Source organism: Streptomyces sp. ME02-8801-2C, from assembly GCF_033793965.1.
GTDB lineage: Bacteria > Actinomycetota > Actinomycetes > Streptomycetales > Streptomycetaceae > Streptomyces.
In genome coordinates this window covers 20,208-36,065 of record NZ_JARAXP010000005.1, presented here as the reverse complement: position 1 = coordinate 36,065, position 15,858 = coordinate 20,208, and the positions used below count along the sequence as shown (strand labels likewise).

The following is a 15,858-nucleotide window of genomic DNA, read 5'->3' as shown; positions in this document are numbered from 1 at the left end:
GTCCGGAGCCGCCTGCGACGTCGTCGCGCAATGGGCTCCTGATAATCTCTTGTCCGGTATGCGGGCAGCGGACGACGGGGTCCTCGCCGCTCCGGACACCCGCACCAGCCTCCTTTCTCGGCGGACAGCTCACGGCGGCGAACGTCGACGGATGTCCGGGTGGCCCGGCGCCCGGTTTCCGTGGTGGCGCCGTCGAGCGGGATTCCGGGTGGACGCGATGACAGCTGTGGGGCAGGGGCTCGACTTCGGGCTGCTGGGTCCGCTGGTGGTACGGCGGGCGGGCGCGGTACTCGATCCGGGTCGGCGCAGGCAGCGGCTGCTGCTGATCCGCCTGCTGCTCGCCGACGGCCGGGCGGTCGCACCCCGGACGCTGTGCGAGGACCTGTGGCCGCAGCAGCCGGGACGGACCCCGGGCGCAGCGGTGAACTCCCTGCACGCCCACGTCAGCAAGCTGCGCGCGGTCCTGGAACCCCGGCACCTGCGTCGGCACGGCACCTTCGAACTGCTGGTCACCGAGCCGCTGGGCTACGCCCTCCGGGTTCCGCCCGAGAGCCGTGACACCGTACGCTTCGAGCGGTCCCTTGCCCGGACGCGCCTGTTCATGGACCAGGGCCGGCCCGAACGCGTCGTCGAAGAGGCCCAGAACGCCCTGGAGTTGTGGCGTGGCACCGCGTTCGCCGACGCGGCACACCACCTGTTCGCCACCCACGAGACAGCCCGCCTGGAAGAACTGCGGCAGACCGCACGCGAGATCCGCACCACCGCACTGCTCATGCATGGACGGATCACCGAAGCCCTGGACGCGGCACAGGAGTTGACCACGGCACATCCCCTACGGGAAACCGGCTGGGCCCTGCTGCTGCGCGCCCTGTACCTCGCCGGCCGGCACCCCGAAGCGCTTCAGCGCTACACCGAACTGCGCCGGCACCTCGCCGACGAACTCGGCCTCGAACCCGGCCCGCCCCTGCGCGCCCTGCACCAGGGCATCCTCCACCACGACCTGCCACCCCTTCACTCAGCCGGTGAGCCGAACGGATTCGGCGCGGCATCCGACCCCGGCGGGGGCACCGGGCGGGGCCGCGATCCGATCGGGCCGGCCAGGTCCGGAGGACCGGACGAGGGCGAGCCAGCCGCGCCCGCCGGCCCGACCGCCGCCGGCCCGGCCGCCGCCGGCCCGGCCGCCGCCGACGCAACCGACGCAGACGTGGCCGTCCGGTCCGACGTGGCCGTCCGGTCCGACGTGGCCGTCCGGTCCGACGTGGCCGACCGGTCCGATGCGGCCGACGTGGCCGTCCGGTCCGACGCGGCCGACCGGTCCGACGCACGTCGTGCCCCGGCCGCGGAGGAGGAAACCACGCCGGCGCCCCTGACACGTCCGGCTCAACTGCCCGGCAGCCTCCCGGTGTTCGCGGGACGGGCCGCCGAGGGTGCGTGGCTGTCGGCCGTGAGCGGTGCTCCGGACCGGCCCGGACCGACGGCTGCCTCCGTCGTCATCAGCGGCACTCCCGGTGTCGGCAAGACCACCTTCGCCGTCCACCACGCCCACCGCATCGCCTCGTCCTTCCCCGACGGACAGCTTTTCGTCAACCTGTGCGGATTCCACCCCCACGCCCCCGCCGTGGACCCCGGCACAGTCCTGCACGGCTTTCTCACCGCCCTCGGCGTTCCCGCGCAGCGCATCCCGGAAGACACCCCGGCCCGCAGCACGCTCTTCCGCAGCCTCCTCGCCGACCGACGGATCCTCCTGGTCCTGGACAACGCCCGTGACGAGCAGCAAGTACGCCCCCTGCTCCCGGCGGGAGCGGGCTGCCTCACCCTGATCACGAGCCGTAACCAGCTTCCCGGCCTGATCACCACCGACGGCGCCAAATCCCTCACGCTTCCGCTGCCCTCACAGACCGAGGCCCACCAAGCCCTCGAACGACGTCTGGGAAGCGAGAGACTGGCCGCCGAGCCCACCGCCACAACCGAGATCATCCGCCTGTGCGGACGACTCCCCCTGGCCATGGCCGTGGTCGCCGCCCGCGCCGAACTCGACCCGTCCTTTCCCCTGCACGCCATAGTCGACGACCTGCGGCACACCCACGGCGACCTCGACGCGTTCACCGGCTTCGACAGCAGCACCGACGTGCGCACCGTCTTCTCCTGGTCCTACCGGTCCCTGGACGAGCACACCGCCCGGCTCTTCCGCTTCCTGGCCCTGCACCCCGGCCCCCACATCACGGCCCACGCCGCCGCCGGCCTCGTCGGCCTCCCCCTCGCCCGGACCCGCCGCGCACTCGCCGCCCTGACCAGTTCCTGCCTCGTGGAACAACCCCTGCCCGGCCGCTACAGCCTGCACGACCTCCTCCGCTGCTACGCCGGCGAACTCACCCAGATCCACGACACCGCCCAGGAACGCCACCACGCCACCCTGCGGGTCCTGGACCACTACATGTTCACCGCCTACGAGGCCAACCAACTCCTCAAGCAGGACACCACGGCCGAACTCGACCTTGGGGCGCCCGGCCCGGGCGTCGCCCCGGAGAAGTTCACCGGCGCCAAGCAGGCGACCCGGTGGTTCACCGCCGAGCACTCGGTGCTGACCGGCCTGCTCCAGTCCGCCGTGAGCAAGAAGCTCGACCACCACACCACAGGGCTGGCCTGGTCGCTCAAGGAACATCTCCAACGCCAGGAGTTCTGGCCCGAAGCCATCACCGCGCTGACCCCCGCCCTCGAAGTGGCCCGGCGCCAGGGCAACCGGCTCGAAGAGGGCCGTTGCCTGCGCCATCTCGGCAGCATCCACGGCTATCTCGGCCACCAGGAAGAAGCCCTGCGGCACCTGCGACGTGCCACGACGATCTTCGAGCGGCTCGACGCGACCGGCGAACAGGCGCGAGCCCACTACGTCATGGCGTGCGCGCTGTTCCTGTTCGGCCGGATCCAGGAAGCCGTGACGTTCTCCGAGCGGGGACTGGAGCTGTCCCGGGAGACCGGTGAGGAGTTGTGGCTGGCCGAGTGCCTTCTCGAACTCGCCTGGTTCCACTCCAACCTGGGGCAGCTGGAGAAGAGCCTCCAGTACAGCGAGGAGGGCATCGCCCTGTTCCAGCGCCTGGACGCGCCGTGGCAGCTGGCCCAGGGGTGGGACATCGTGGGCTACACCCTCCGTGCGCTCGGCCGTTACGAGGAATCGGTCGCCACCTACCAGCGGGCGACGAGGGCGTTCGAGGAACTGGGCGACCACAGGAACGCCATCGGCACGCTGATGCGACTCGGGGACACCCGGTTGGCCCAGGGCGACCGGGAAGGCGCACGAGCGGACTGGGTCAAGGCCCTTGAGAACGCCGAGGCCCGAACCATGCGTCACAGCGCCCAGCAGGTCCGCGACCGGATCACCGCCCTGGACATGGACGCGGACCCCACGCCCACCGTGCCGGAGAGGGCGGCCGGAAGCCATCGCCTCCCGGTTCCGCGCAGCGGTGGTCCTGCGCAGTGAAGGACCCCGACCGGGGCGGTTCAGCGCATGGTCACTCGTCCGCGCATCCGTAGTCGGACCTGTGCCGCCGGGGCGCACGACAAGAAGACGACAAGGTTCGGCCAAGGGTCCCCGACGAGTGTTGAGCCACTCGACCGCGCACGCGGGAGAGCAGGCCACGGAACACTTGAACAGGAACGGGCACCACCCATGAACGGGATCATGGAAGCGGGGACCACCACCCTCGCTCCGGCTCGGGCGCACACCCGGCACGTCACATCGGACGCCGACCGCGACACCTTCGTGCGGGACGTCTACGACCGGTACGGGCCTCTGCTCGTCCGGTACGCCACGCGGCTGCTCGACGGCGACTGGCACAAGGCGGAGGACATCCTCCAGGAGACCGCGGCCCGCGCCTGGAAGCACGGCCGGTTCCTGGCCACCCGGGGCGACCACGTTCGGCCATGGCTGTTCACCGTGGCGAGGAACCTCGTCATCGACCACCATCGGGCCCGGCGGAACCGGCCGCTGGAGCTCATGCCGGTCGAGGACCTGGACACCTCCTGGGACAGCACGGAATCCACGATCACCACCCAAGCGGTGCTGAAGGCCCTGCGGGAACTGAACGAGCAGCAGCGAACCGTCATCCGTCTCATGTACTACCTGGAATGCAGCGTGGCACAGGCGGCCGAGCACCTCGGCGTCCCGCCCGGCACCGTGAAGAGCCGCGCCTTCTACGCCGTGCGGGCACTGCGCAAGGCGCTGGAGAAGCAGGGTGTTCTCGCGGGGTAGCCACGGCGCGGCGGCGAAACCGTCCGTTTCGTACCGGGCCGGTCGCGCTGCCCGCGCCGCGCCCCCGGCAGCCCGCCGCGCAGGGAGGGTTGGCGTGCCGCGACCACTCCCGGATCACTCGGGTGCGCTCGGCTCGTCGAGTCTGCGGATCGCCGCGGCGGTTTCGACGCCGTCGTCGTGCAGCACCTGGCGCATGCGGGAGGCGTCGACGTAGGCGGCGTCGAGAGGGTGGGTGAACAGACGTGAGAGCGCGGTGGCGTACTTGGCCATGGAGCTCTTGCCCGGGATGAAGATCGACAGTTCGTCCCGGGCCTCGAAGGTGTGCACCTCGACGTCGCGCGGCAAAGACGCCGGCGCTCCCTCGTCCGCCGTGACGGGAAGCTCCACCAGCCAGTGCGGTCCCTCACCGGCAAGGGTCCGGCTCTTCTGCTCCGGGGTCTCGGCGGCCAAGGTCCGCCACGGCCTCCCCGACACCACGGCTCCGGACGACTCCACGGCCTTGACCACGTCCTCAACCGTTGCAGCCACAGCGGCGTCGGCCGCGTCCCAGCCGAACCGTTCGCCCCCGGCCGACGGGCTCGGCACCGGCCTGGACACCACGGTCATCTCCTCCACCCGGCGCAGGCTCACCTCGGGAGGCGAGGTGAAGAACTCCCGCGCGTCGTCGATCGCCTCGTCCTGGGCCTGTCGCTGCCGCCGCACCTCCCGCGTGTGCTGCCGCAGCAGGTCCAGGGCCGCCTCCGGCTCGTCGAGGGCACGACCCACCAGCTTCACGCTCATCCCCGTGCCGCGCAGGACAGTGATCAGCATGGCCTGTTCGACCTGCGTGAACGTGTACGAGCGATAGCCGGTCCGCTCATCGACGGCCGCCGGAACGAGCAGACCCTCGGAGTGGTAGTACCGCAGCGTCTGCGGCGGCAGATTGCACATTTCGCTGAAATCACGGATCGACAACATGGCTTCATCTTCAGCGTTATGGCGACTGCAAGGTCAAATACCGGAGGCCGTGCGGCACGGCACGCAGCCCGCGCCTGCTGCTTGGTGAGGACCCTCACGGCTTGTGCCGGGACCTTGCGAAACAGGCCGAGATGCAGCAGCGCCGGGTTGCCGGGTGCGTCAGCGCGCCGACAAGGCGTACGCCGCCCCCAAGAACCGCGCCTACCTGCGGCGGCGCGGGATCCTCTGCACCATCCCGGACAGGGCCGACCAGGCCCGCAACCGCAAGAACGCGGTTCGCGCGGCGGCCGACCTCCGAAGTACGACCCTCAGGACTGCAAGACCCGGCACGCGGACGAGTGCGGTATCCCCGCACCACGTGGGCCGGCTTGAGTTTCCGTTCGCGCCGCAGCCCGCAGCCCGCAGCCCGCAGCCCGCAGCCCGCAGCCCGCAGGGCCTGGGCGGGAGTGAGACCGGCTCGGGTCAGGTACTGCGGTTCGTGGTGGACGCAGCACCGTCCGCAGCCCACCTTCCCCCCAGCCCTCTAGTCACGCTGCGCCGCGAACAGTTCCAGGTGGGCGCAGTAGGGGCAGCGGAAGGCGTCGATCTGCCAGCGAGGCCGCCCCATCCTCTTCGCGCCGCCCAGCGGGCCTCTCTCAAGGGCGCCCTCGATCCACCGCGCGAACCCGCGAGCGCCCTGCCCGGAGTCCTCGACGAAGCCCTGCTCCAACCCCACGGCACCACACTGCGTGCACCGTATGTTGTTCATCGGCCACCTCCGGAATCGATCTCCTGCGGAGCAGGCTAAAGGCCCGGACAGCGGGGTGGGCAAAGGGGATGCCACGCTGGTCAGCGGGCGGGTAAAGACCGTGGCAAAGGACGCTCACAGCAAGATCGTCCGGAGAAGAGAGAGTTCGTTACGGCGGAGGAATGATCACGTCACGCCGACGACCGACGAGCCGGACATTCTCACGTCCAGTCATCAGTTCTTCCCCCAGAACGAAAGACAGGACAATGACGCCTACGCCCCCCAAGCGTTCCCGTCGAGCAAGGATCGCGGCCCGTGTCGGCATGGTGCTGACCGCCGTCGCGCTCGCGCTCGGCATCACCGCCGGAACGGCCCTGGCGGCCACGCCGCAGTACAGCGGCGACTTCAGCTGGGCCGCGACGAAAGTGAAGCGGCTGGCCAACTGCGCCTCCACCCACTGGTACAACGGCACTCAGCAGGCCGCAGGCTCGACGGGCGACGCCTCGACCGGGGGCGCGCTCACCGCCTGCGACGGCGCGGGAACCGACTCGTACTGGGACGGCGTGCATCTCCTCGCCGCCAGTGCCCTGACCATCAACGGCAGAAGGGTCGGCTACCGGTCCGACCAGAGCTGCCCGACCAAGCGCGGCTTCCAGTACATCAAGTGCTGGTACGTCAACGGGAAGAAGAAGGGCAACCCCGTCATCACCGTCTCCATCCTCTCGACCGGCCTCGGCGGCCAGGACGTGGCCGTGGACTACTACTACCTGTAGAAGAGGAACGCGGCCCAGGCCTCACCGGCGACGGTCAGGTTTGGGCCGCCGGGGTTCTTGGAGTCGCGGACGTGTATCGCGGCGGTGGGGGAGTGGGGGCAGGGGGCGATCTCTACGCAGTTTCCGCCGCCACCGTCGCTGTACGTCGACTTGCGCCAGGCGTAGGCGACTTCGACGCAGTCCCCGCCGCTGCTGTCGCTGTAGCTGGACTTGAACCACCGCAGTGCACGGGTGTCGCTCATTGTTCTTCTCCTGCCAACCGCTCGATGAGGCTGAGTGAGTCGTCGGGGCTCAGAGCCTGTGCGCGGATCTTCGCATAGCGGTGCGCGAGTTGGGCCACCTCGCGTGGGTCGCTGACCAGAATGCCCTGGTCCTCGATCTCCAGGTAGACGACATGGTCGTGGTCCTCGGTGACGAGGAGTTTCATGGGGCCACAGGCACCGGCGTGCGATCCGCGCAGCCCGCGGTCCAGCGGGAGTACTTGCAGGCACACATTTTCCCGCTGCGCGTCCTCGGCGAGCGAGCGCAGTTGCCCGCGCATGATGTCCCAGTCGCCGAACGGCCGCCGCAGCACGGTCTCTTCGAGGATCAGCTCGATCATCGGGGAAGGGGCGCGGTCGAAGAGAGCCCGACGGGCGAGCCGCGCCTCGACGAGTGCTTCGCGCTTCTGGTCCGAGACCGCCGGAAAGCCGCCCCTGATGAGTGCCTGGGCGTACGGCTCGGTCTGGAAGATCCCGTCGATGACGAAGGTCGCGTACGAGGAGACGGTGACCGCGCCCCGCTCCAAGCCCGCCACACCCCGAAACCTCGCCGGATACTTCTCCAGCAACATCCACTTCCGCGCCTTCTCGAAGACCCCGAGCCCGCCCCCCAACACCTCCTCCAGCTTGACGAGCATCTTGTCGCTGGCGGGCTGCGCGCACGTCTCCATCGCGCTGATCGCCGAAGCCGTGTAGCCGATCAGCTTGCCCAACTCCTCCTGCGTGTACCCCATTTGCTCGCGCAGCGCCTTCGCCAGGGCGGCGACCATGTGTGCCGTGCCGCCCGCTTCCACCTTGTTGCCCGAACTCGCCATCCGGTCACTCCCGAACTCAACCGAACTCAACTGGTCACCACCGGCCCGCGCCGATTTCCCACAGCTATGCACCATCGACGCAGAGTTATGGAAGAAGCTAGACCTGCCCGCTCAAACTGTCCCCATGAACACGGAAAGTGACGAGACAAACCTCGCCGAACCCCCACTCGCCCCTGAGATCCCCGACTGGGTCCCGCCCACCGGCATCCAACTCCGCAAGGCGGGAGTCCAGTTCGACGCGGTGCGCGTGGACGGCGACGAGGGCAGAGCGGCGGCGGACCGGCTGGCGCGGATGACCGGCGGGACGCCGGGGCCGGTCGTGGAGGAGGCGAACGGGAGTCGTGCCGTCTACTTCCTCGTACCCGTGGGTGCGACCTCCCACCGAGCCTGGCCGCCCGGGGTGACCTGTCTCGCGTCCGGGTCGGGCCGTATCGCCTACATTCCCGTCCCGGCGCTCAACGGGCAGACATGGCCGCTGACTTGGCGTTATCGGCCGACGGGGAGAGATCACTTCGTACACGCGTTGCTCTTGAAGGCGGCACTTCACCCCGAAGAGTGAAGAACACGAACTTCCGCCCAGGAAAAGCCCGTTCAGCTTGCTTTCGTCGCTCTGTGTGCCCCTAGAGTCACGGCAACAGAAATGCCCCCGCGGTGCGCCAACACCCGGGGGCTCGACATCGAGAGACAGCTCCTCCCAATGCGCATTCATCGTACGGCGCCCACGCGCGCCTTTTCGGTCTTCTCCAACGCACTTCTCCGCGACCGGAGCCTCTCCGGGTGCGCGGTAGGCGTACTGGCGTACCTCCTGAGCCTCCCGAGCGGCGTCCGCGTCGCCGTCCGTACCCTCGCCGCGCGGTGCGAGGAAACGCGGGCCCGGGTCGCCGTCGCACTGCGTGAGCTGGAGGAATCCCGGTATCTGCGGCGGGTTGTGCGCAAGGCCGAGGGCTCCGGTCAATTCGCCATCACCCGCGAGGTGTTCGACACCCTGTACGACGGCAGGCCCCCCGCGGGTGAATCCGAAGAAGTTCGGAATCCGGCCCGCGCGCTGCGGCAGCGGTTGGCGCCCGCGTAGGCGCAACACAGACTCCCGGCCGTACGTCCGTGCGGCCGGGTCACCCCACCCGGAAGGAAACAGGATGACCGCATTGCTTGAGCGGCCCGAGACGGTATACCGACGGTATACTTGCGTCATGGCTGACACCACCGTCAAGGTCGACCCCGCAGTCCGTGACCGCCTCATGGTGCTCGCCCGTGAGCGCGGGATGACCATGCGCGACCTCATCGCCGAGCTTGCGGGGGCCACGCCCACGCAGGAGGAGCTGCGGAAGCGGTACGAGGAGACCAAGGCGTACTGCGAGACGCACTTCGGTGTGACGCTCACCGACGAGGACCACGACAGGGTCGAGAAGGTGTGGCAGGACCTGGAAGCCGGAGTGGAGGTGGAGAGCCTGTGAGCGCCGCCAAGGGGGCCGGAGGGCCCGGATCGACCGGTGTCGTCTTCGACGATTCGGCGCTGCTGGCGCTCGGATCGGGCAACTCGCTCGCCTCGCAGTTCGTCTCGAACGCCGAACACGGACCCGTCCGGCATGTGTACGTGCCCGCCCTCTGCCTCGCCGCCGCCGACGGCATGCGCAAGGGGCTGGCCGAGCACATCGGCGCCCTGCCCGCCGTCGAGATCGTCGAGTTGGACTTCGCGGGCGCGTCCACCGTGGGCGCGTTGCTGCGTGACGGGGTGGAGTGGCGGCTCGGACACGCGATCCACCTGTCCCGGCCGACGGTGGACTGGCCGAACGGCCGGCGCGTACTGACCGTCGACCCCGACCTGTACGCCGACATGCCTCTGGTGCGGACACTCAGGCTGCCGCGTCAGCGCTAACTCCTGCCAGGGAGGGGCCCGCGCCCCCAAGGGACACGGGCCCCGGGCCGCCAAGCGTGGGTATCCGGCATATCCTGATTTGACGCGAGTGTGTACTCGCGGGTGTCAACCAAAGAGGGTGAGTGCCATGCGCGTTCTGTTCAAGGCACAGTTCGACACGGACAAGGGCAACGAGGGCATACACAGCGGCGAGATGCCGAAGATGCTGAAGGAGACCCTGGACCACCTCAAGCCGGAGGCGGCGTACTTCGGCCCCGAGGACGGGTGCCGGACCTGCTGGCTGTTCATCGACCTGGAGGACTCCTCCCAGATCCCGGTCATCGCGGAGCCGTTCTTCAGCCAGCTGAACGCCAGGGTCTCGTTCACCCCCGTCATGAACACGGACGACCTGCAGAAGGGTCTCTCCCAGATCCGCTGAACCCGCTCAGCTGAAGACGATCATCGACCCCTGTGCCAGACTCCGGGTCGCCGCCGCGTTCAGACCCAGCCACACATGCCGTTCCCGGGCGAACGGGCTGTCGTCGTACGGGGCCGGTGCCGCCGGTTCCTCCAGTGACGTGGGGGTCAGCGGAGGGGCCGGGGCCAGCGGCGGGTTCGCCGGGTTGATGCCGATCGAGGGGGCCACGAACTCCAGCTCCCGCAGCAGCGTTTGGGACGAGCCCAACGGGCCGCCCCCCGCCAGGAGTTCGTCGCTCGAGAGAGGGTGCGGGAAGTCCACCGGGACGTACGCGCCCGCGTGGTCGTAGTGCCAGACCAGGTGCGACTGCTGGGCGGTCGCCTCGAACATCTCCAGCAACTGCTCGTAGTCACCGCCCAGTTCGCCCACCGGCGTCACCGGCAGCCCGCACACCTGGAGGAGGTAGGCGCGGCGCAGGAAGTGCAGCGCGTCGTAGTCGAAGCCCGCGATGGGGCCCACGTCGCCGGACAGACCGGGCATGTACGAGTACACCGGCACCGGTGGCAGTCCTGCCTCGCCGAGCACCTTGTCGTAGAGGGCGAGTTCCTCGGCGAAGGGGTTGTCGGGGGTGTGGCACAGCACGTCGACGAGTGGGACCAGCCACAGGTCACAGGCCAAAGGAGCACTCCTCGCGTCTCGGACGTCAGCGTAGTCAGGGCAGCGTAGTAGGTCGGGGACAGGTCGGACCCCTGTGTTGCGGGCCAGACACCGTCAGGAACAGGTCATCAGGTCATCAGGTCGGCGGGCCCTCGGGCCCGGCAGGCACATCGGCTCAGGCCCGTCAGGGCGGTCACCGGGTCACCACGTCATGACCCGTCGTGCAGGTCCCATACCCACACGCCGCCCGTCCACCTACCCGGCTTGCCCGTCAGCTTTTCCAGCGTCTCGCGCAGCACCCCGTCGTTGCCCTGCGGGGCCAGCACCAGCACGCCCGCCTTCCAGTACGCGAAGTCCTTCTTGGCCTGCGCCCGCCAGTTGGGGCCGATCGTCGGCGCGACGCCCGTGTAGCGGACGTCCCGCAGCATGTTGGAGGTGAAGCGCGGCGAGGCACCGTAGATGCCGACGCGCTCGGCCCCGTACGGCCCGTTGAAGTACCCGCCCGGCAGTTTGAAGCCGAGGCCGGCCACCGTCTGCCAGTGCAGTGCCTCCGCGTTGCCGGGATCGGGCAGCGGCACCGGCACGAGCGACTCGCCCTTGCCGACGTACGACTTCCACTCCCCGTCCGCGATGAAGGCGGGCACGGGGGTGCGCTCCACCGACTTCAGGGGCGCCGGGATGATCGGCAGGACGGCGAGGAGGACCGCCAGGGTGCCGAAGTACTGCGTGGGCAGGCGGCGGGTGGCCGCCAGCCGTTCCACCGCGAGGGCCAGGAGTATGCCGAGCGCGGGGGCACAGATCATCGCGACCCGGCCCTCGATCACCGACTCGAACAGCGGCTTCTTGGCGAGCAGCGCCCAGGGTCCCGGCAGCACGGTGTCGGTCAGCGGGATGCGGAACTCGGGGCCGAGGGAGAGGAAGGCGGCGGCGACCGCCGTGAAGGCGAGCGCCTTCACCAGCGTGCGCTCCCACATCCGTACGCAGATCGCGAAGGCCAGCAGGACCAGCGGCCAGCCGTAGAAGGCGTTCTGCTCGGTCGGGTTGAGGGAGAGCGCGTTCGCCCGGTCCCGGTCGCCCGCGATGAGGGAACGCTCGGCGAAGGAGAGCAGCGCGAGCGGGCTGTTGCCCGCGTTGTCGCCGTGCAGGACGCTCTTGTAGCTCTGCGGCCCGAAGAACTGCCAGCCCAGCGGGAAGGCGACGATCGGGAGGCAGACCGCGCCCCCGATCAGCAGCCCGCGCAGCAGCGGACGCCACGCGGCCTTCGCCACGTCCCGGTGCAGGACGGCGTAGGCGAGGGCGAACAGGACCATCCCCATCGCCGCCAGCAGCAGCGGCTCCTCGCCCAGGAAGATCTGGTACGCCGCCATCAGGCCCAGGATCACGCCGTTGCGGGTGACCCGCTCGCCCTCGCACAGCCTGAGGGCGCGGTCGATGATCAGCGGCATCATGAAGAGGATGACGAAGTTCGGGTGCGCGTTGGCGTGACTGATCATCGGGGGCGCGAAGGCGGCGAGGGCCGCGCCGGCGAAGGCCGCTCCCCGTTGCCGTACGACCCTTTTGACGATCAGCCAGTACCAGGCGGCGGCGGTCACCGCGAGGCCCAGGGTCATCACCAGGGCCAGGGAGATCGCCGGGCCGGCGAGGAGCGTGACCGGTGCGAAGGGGACGGAGAGGCCGAGCATGACCGTGTTGGCCATGAGGTTCACACCGTCGGGGAAGCCCTGGAGGTCGGTGAAGAGGGGGTTGCGGAAGTGGCTGATGTTGTCGGCGGTGACCGCGAAGAACCACTCCCACTGGTTCTGGTCCTGGAGGGAGTCGGGGAGGTAGCGGTGGGCCGGGTCGGCCCAGCGGCCCGCGTACAGGGCGACCGCCATGAGGAGGAAGAGGGTGAGGGCGAGGAGGTCCGCCGGGCGGAGCGTGCGCGTCTTGAGGGCGGTCAGCTCGGCGAGGACGCGGGCGTAGTCGAGCGGGCGTACCTTCGAGCCGGACTGGTGGGCCCAGCGGACCGGTATCTCGGCGACCGGCCAGTCCGCGCGGCGGAAGTGCTGGAGGACCTCGACGTCTATGCCCCAGCCGTTGAGCCGGGACGCGGCGAACGCCGTACGGGCGCGGTCGCCGTCGAACAGTTTGAAACCGCACTGGGTGTCCCGTATGCCGGGGACCGCGACCCGGCGTATCAGGAAGTTGCCGGCCCGGCCGAGGAGTTCACGCACCCGGTGCTGGTGGTGCTCGATCGTCGACCCGGGCACGGAACGGGAGCCGATCGCCGCCGCGTTCCCCTCGGTGAGCGCCTTGTCCAGGACTTCCAGTTCCTCTATGGGCGCGGCCAGATCGGCGTCCGTGACCAGGACCCGGGCGCCGCGCGAGGCGGCGACGCCGAGGCGCAGCGCGTTGCCCTTGCCCCGGTTGCGGGGGCTGGTGACGAGCTGGACGCGGGGGTCGGCGAGCTCGGTGACGAGGTCACGGGTGCCGTCGGTGGAACCGTCGTCGACGACCACCACCTCCCAGGTGCCCCAGCGGCCCTCGTTCTCCCGGAGGTGGCCGGTGATGGCGGCGAGGGTGGGACCGAGCCGCTGCTCCTCGTTGTAGGCGGGGACGACGACGGTCAGGTCGAGGGTGCCGGTGGTACGGGTGGACGTGCTCATACGAGGGTGCCCCCGTTCCCGTTCCCTCCGGGTGCCTGGACGTTGTCGTCCTTCTCTTCTTTCTCCTGCCCCTTCTCCTCGTTCTCGTCGGGAGGGAGGCCGGGAGGGTCGGCGGGACGGGCGGCGAGGCCCTCGATGAGGGCGAGGGAGTGGGCGTCGTACTCGTCCACGATGCGGTGGGCGTCGGCGAGGTCGCGGCGGGTCAGCGCGTCGACGACCTCGGTGTGGCCGGACCACAGCCGGCCGCGCAGGTCGCCGAGCCGCCGCAGGTGCTGCACCGCGCACACCCAGGACTGGACGCGCAGCCGGTGCAGGAAGTCGGTGAGGTACGGGTTGCCGAACAGGGCGCCCAGTTCGCGCCAGAAGCGCAGGTCGTAGCCGATGAGGATGTTCAGCTCACCGGCGGTCGCGGCGCGCCGCGCCTCCTCGCCCCGGCGGCGGACACCGGCGAGGGCGGCGGCGGCCCGGGGGTCGCCGACGCGGACGAAGAATCCGCGCGGCCCGGGGCTGTCACTGGCGAAACCGCCCACCCGGCCCCCCGCCCGCCCGCCCCCCCGGCCGCAGACCTGACCGCCTGTCCCGCTGCCCGTGGGAGCGGCCGCGGCCAGCCCCTTCGCCAGGCCGTGGAACATGCCGTCCGTGACCAGGCCGCGGGCCTCGATCATGCCCTGGAAGTCGGCGAGCGAGTACTCGTGCACGCGGAAGCCGCGGTGCTGGTCGGCATCCAGCAGGCCCTGGGCCGACAGATCGACCAGGGCCTCGCGCACGGGCGTCGCGGAGACGCCGTACTGCTCGGCGATCTCCTTGACCGTGAACTCCTGGCCCGGCTGGAGACGGCCGGCCAGCACCTCGTCGCGGAGCGCGTCCGCGATCTGCTGCCGCAGGGTGCTGCGGGTCACGGCACCGTTGCCGCTGCTGGCGGGCATGGTCGGGGCCCTCCCCCTTCACGCGTGTGGATGACTACTCGCATATGTCTACGAGCACGTCACCTTACGCGTTCGGGTTCCGGGCAGACTTTCCCGTGCGGTTACCCGACTTACCCGCTCACCGCCGTGTCCGATTACCCCGTGTACTCGTCCGCGACAGCCAGTGCGGCGTCCAGCGCGGCGAGCCCTTCCTTGGCCTCCGCCTCGGTCACATTGCAGGGCGGGACGACATGGGTGCGGTTCATGTTGATGAACGGCCACAGCCCGTTCGCCTTCGCGGCGGCACCGAACGCGGCCATGGGCGCGTTGTCCTCCCCGGCCGCGTTGTACGGCACCAGCGGCTCCCGGGTCTCCTGGTTCCGTACGAGGTCCAGGGCCCAGAAGACACCCGTACCCCGCACTTCGCCGACGCTCGGGTGACGTGCGGCCAGCTCCCTGAGCCCCGGTCCGAGGATGTTCTCGCCGGTGCGGGCGGCCTGCCCGACGATGTCCTCCTCCGCCATCACGGTCAGCGTGGCGACGGCTGCGGCGCAGGCGAGGGGGTGCCCGGAGTAGGTGAGGCCGCCGGGGTAGGGGCGAGTGGCGAACGACTCGGCGACGGCACCCGAGATCGCGACGCCGCCCAGGGGCACATAGCCGGAGTTGACGCCCTTGGCGAAGGTCATCAGGTCGGGCACGACGTCGAACAGGTCCGCGGCGAACCACTCACCGGTCCGCCCGAACCCGGCCATGACCTCGTCCAGGACGAAGACGATCCCGTACTGGTCGCACAGCGCCCGCACCCCGGCGAGATAGCCGGGCGGCGGGATCATGATGCCGGCGGTGCCGGGGATGGTCTCGAGGATGATCGCCGCGATGGTGGCGGGCCCCTCGAAGGTGATGGTGTCCTCGAGGTGCTGGAGCGCCCGCGTGCACTCCTGCTCCTCGGTCTCCGCGTAGAACCTCGACCGGTAGAGATAGGGCGCCCAGAAGTGGACGACACCGGCGGTGCCGTTGTCGGAGGGCCAGCGGCGGGGGTCGCCGGTGAGGTTCACGGCCTGCTGGGTGCCGCCGTGGTAGGAGCGGTAGGCGGACAGCACCTTGGGCCGGCCGGTGTGCAGCCGGGCCATGCGCACGGCGTGCTCGACGGCGTCGGCGCCACCGTTGGTGAAGAAGATCTTGTCCAGGTCGCCGGGGGTCCGCTCCGCGATGAGCCGGGCCGCCTCCGACCGCGCCTCGACGGCGAACGCGGGCGCGAACGTCGTCATCCGCCCGGCCTGCTCCTGGATGGCCGCGACGACCCTCGGGTGCTGGTACCCGATGTTCGTGAACACCAGCCCGCTGGTGAAGTCCAGATACCTTCTGCCGTCGTAGTCCCAGAAGTACGCCCCCTCGGCACCGGCGACGGCGAGCGGGTCGATGAGCTCCTGCGCGGACCAGGAATGGAACACGTGCGCACGGTCGGCGGCCTTCACGGCGGCACCGGTCTGCGGGCTGGGCTGAGGGGTCATGCCGGGAGAGTAGGTGCCCCGGGTGACGGCTGGGTATCGGCGTACTGTCTGCGGTCGGGCGCTTTGTGCGACAGGTTGTCGCGTGTCCC

At 70.0% G+C, this 15,858-nt stretch carries 16 protein-coding genes; 8 read left to right on the top strand and 8 right to left on the bottom strand.

Features of this window, described 5'->3' with window-relative positions; all coding sequences use genetic code 11:
- Window positions 1-217: 217 nt before the first annotated feature.
- Both PV396_RS17400 and PV396_RS17395 read left to right on the top strand, forming a co-directional pair.
- Complete coding sequence (locus PV396_RS17400; RefSeq protein ID WP_319205658.1) at window positions 218-3,475, top strand: AfsR/SARP family transcriptional regulator; 3,258 nt, start codon at window positions 218-220, stop codon at window positions 3,473-3,475.
- Window positions 3,476-3,664: 189 nt separating this feature from the next.
- Window positions 3,665-4,246: a sigma-70 family RNA polymerase sigma factor gene (locus PV396_RS17395; protein WP_319205656.1), complete on the top strand. Its 582-nt coding sequence runs from the start codon at window positions 3,665-3,667 to the stop codon at window positions 4,244-4,246.
- Window positions 4,247-4,360: 114 nt separating this feature from the next.
- On the opposite strand, the gene PV396_RS17390 is transcribed toward PV396_RS17395, so the two are convergent.
- Together PV396_RS17390 and PV396_RS17380 are read right to left on the bottom strand one after the other, a co-directional pair.
- Complete coding sequence (locus tag PV396_RS17390; protein WP_319205654.1) at window positions 4,361-5,203, bottom strand: MerR family transcriptional regulator; 843 nt, start codon at window positions 5,201-5,203, stop codon at window positions 4,361-4,363.
- Window positions 5,204-5,726: 523 nt separating this feature from the next.
- Entirely contained in the window at window positions 5,727-5,951 is a 225-nt protein-coding gene (locus PV396_RS17380) for a hypothetical protein (protein ID WP_319205653.1), read from the bottom strand.
- A 302-nt stretch (window positions 5,952-6,253) separates the two neighbouring features.
- Here PV396_RS17380 and PV396_RS17375 point away from each other — a divergent pair, with 302 nt between their 5' ends.
- Window positions 6,254-6,703 (top strand): hypothetical protein, encoded by a 450-nt coding sequence (locus PV396_RS17375; RefSeq protein WP_319205651.1) that lies wholly within the window; start codon window positions 6,254-6,256, stop codon window positions 6,701-6,703.
- Here PV396_RS17375 and PV396_RS17370 read toward each other — a convergent pair.
- Complete coding sequence (locus PV396_RS17370) at window positions 6,694-6,945, bottom strand: DUF397 domain-containing protein (protein WP_319205649.1); 252 nt, start codon at window positions 6,943-6,945, stop codon at window positions 6,694-6,696. The two genes, PV396_RS17375 and PV396_RS17370, sit on opposite strands and share 10 nt — an antisense overlap.
- Entirely contained in the window at window positions 6,942-7,778 is an 837-nt protein-coding gene (locus PV396_RS17365) for a helix-turn-helix domain-containing protein (RefSeq protein ID WP_319205648.1), read from the bottom strand. The genes PV396_RS17370 and PV396_RS17365 overlap by 4 nt, the downstream gene beginning before the upstream one ends.
- A gap of 124 nt (window positions 7,779-7,902) precedes the next feature.
- Here PV396_RS17365 and PV396_RS17360 point away from each other — a divergent pair, with 124 nt between their 5' ends.
- From PV396_RS17360 to PV396_RS17340, 5 genes are all read left to right on the top strand, one after another.
- The gene (locus PV396_RS17360) at window positions 7,903-8,337 is read left to right on the top strand and encodes a hypothetical protein (RefSeq protein ID WP_319205646.1); all 435 of its coding nucleotides are present in this window, start codon (window positions 7,903-7,905) and stop codon (window positions 8,335-8,337) included.
- 138 nt (window positions 8,338-8,475) lie between these two features.
- Window positions 8,476-8,850, top strand: a complete 375-nt coding sequence (locus PV396_RS17355; RefSeq protein ID WP_319205644.1) for a hypothetical protein — start codon at window positions 8,476-8,478, stop codon at window positions 8,848-8,850.
- A gap of 118 nt (window positions 8,851-8,968) precedes the next feature.
- Entirely contained in the window at window positions 8,969-9,232 is a 264-nt protein-coding gene (locus tag PV396_RS17350) for a hypothetical protein (protein WP_319205642.1), read from the top strand.
- Window positions 9,229-9,654, top strand: coding sequence for a hypothetical protein (locus PV396_RS17345; protein WP_319205640.1), 426 nt, complete (start codon window positions 9,229-9,231; stop codon window positions 9,652-9,654). Before PV396_RS17350 ends, PV396_RS17345 begins: the two co-directional genes overlap by 4 nt.
- 127 nt (window positions 9,655-9,781) lie before the next feature.
- Window positions 9,782-10,072, top strand: a complete 291-nt coding sequence (locus PV396_RS17340; RefSeq protein ID WP_319205639.1) for a hypothetical protein — start codon at window positions 9,782-9,784, stop codon at window positions 10,070-10,072.
- A gap of 6 nt (window positions 10,073-10,078) precedes the next feature.
- On the opposite strand, the gene PV396_RS17335 is transcribed toward PV396_RS17340, so the two are convergent.
- The 4 genes from PV396_RS17335 to PV396_RS17320 all read right to left on the bottom strand — a co-directional run bounded on the left by PV396_RS17335 (window position 10,079) and on the right by PV396_RS17320 (window position 15,769).
- Window positions 10,079-10,729: a hypothetical protein gene (locus tag PV396_RS17335; RefSeq protein ID WP_319205637.1), complete on the bottom strand. Its 651-nt coding sequence runs from the start codon at window positions 10,727-10,729 to the stop codon at window positions 10,079-10,081.
- Between the two features lie 188 nt (window positions 10,730-10,917).
- Window positions 10,918-13,353 carry a glycosyltransferase family 2 protein gene (locus PV396_RS17330; RefSeq protein WP_319205635.1) on the bottom strand — a complete coding sequence of 812 codons (2,436 nt, stop codon included), beginning with the start codon at window positions 13,351-13,353 and terminating at the stop codon, window positions 10,918-10,920.
- Window positions 13,350-14,279 (bottom strand): GntR family transcriptional regulator, encoded by a 930-nt coding sequence (locus tag PV396_RS17325; RefSeq protein ID WP_319205633.1) that lies wholly within the window; start codon window positions 14,277-14,279, stop codon window positions 13,350-13,352. The genes PV396_RS17330 and PV396_RS17325 overlap by 4 nt, the downstream gene beginning before the upstream one ends.
- A 134-nt stretch (window positions 14,280-14,413) precedes the next feature.
- Entirely contained in the window at window positions 14,414-15,769 is a 1,356-nt protein-coding gene (locus PV396_RS17320) for an aspartate aminotransferase family protein (protein ID WP_319205631.1), read from the bottom strand.
- Between the last annotated feature and the right edge of the window lie 89 nt (window positions 15,770-15,858).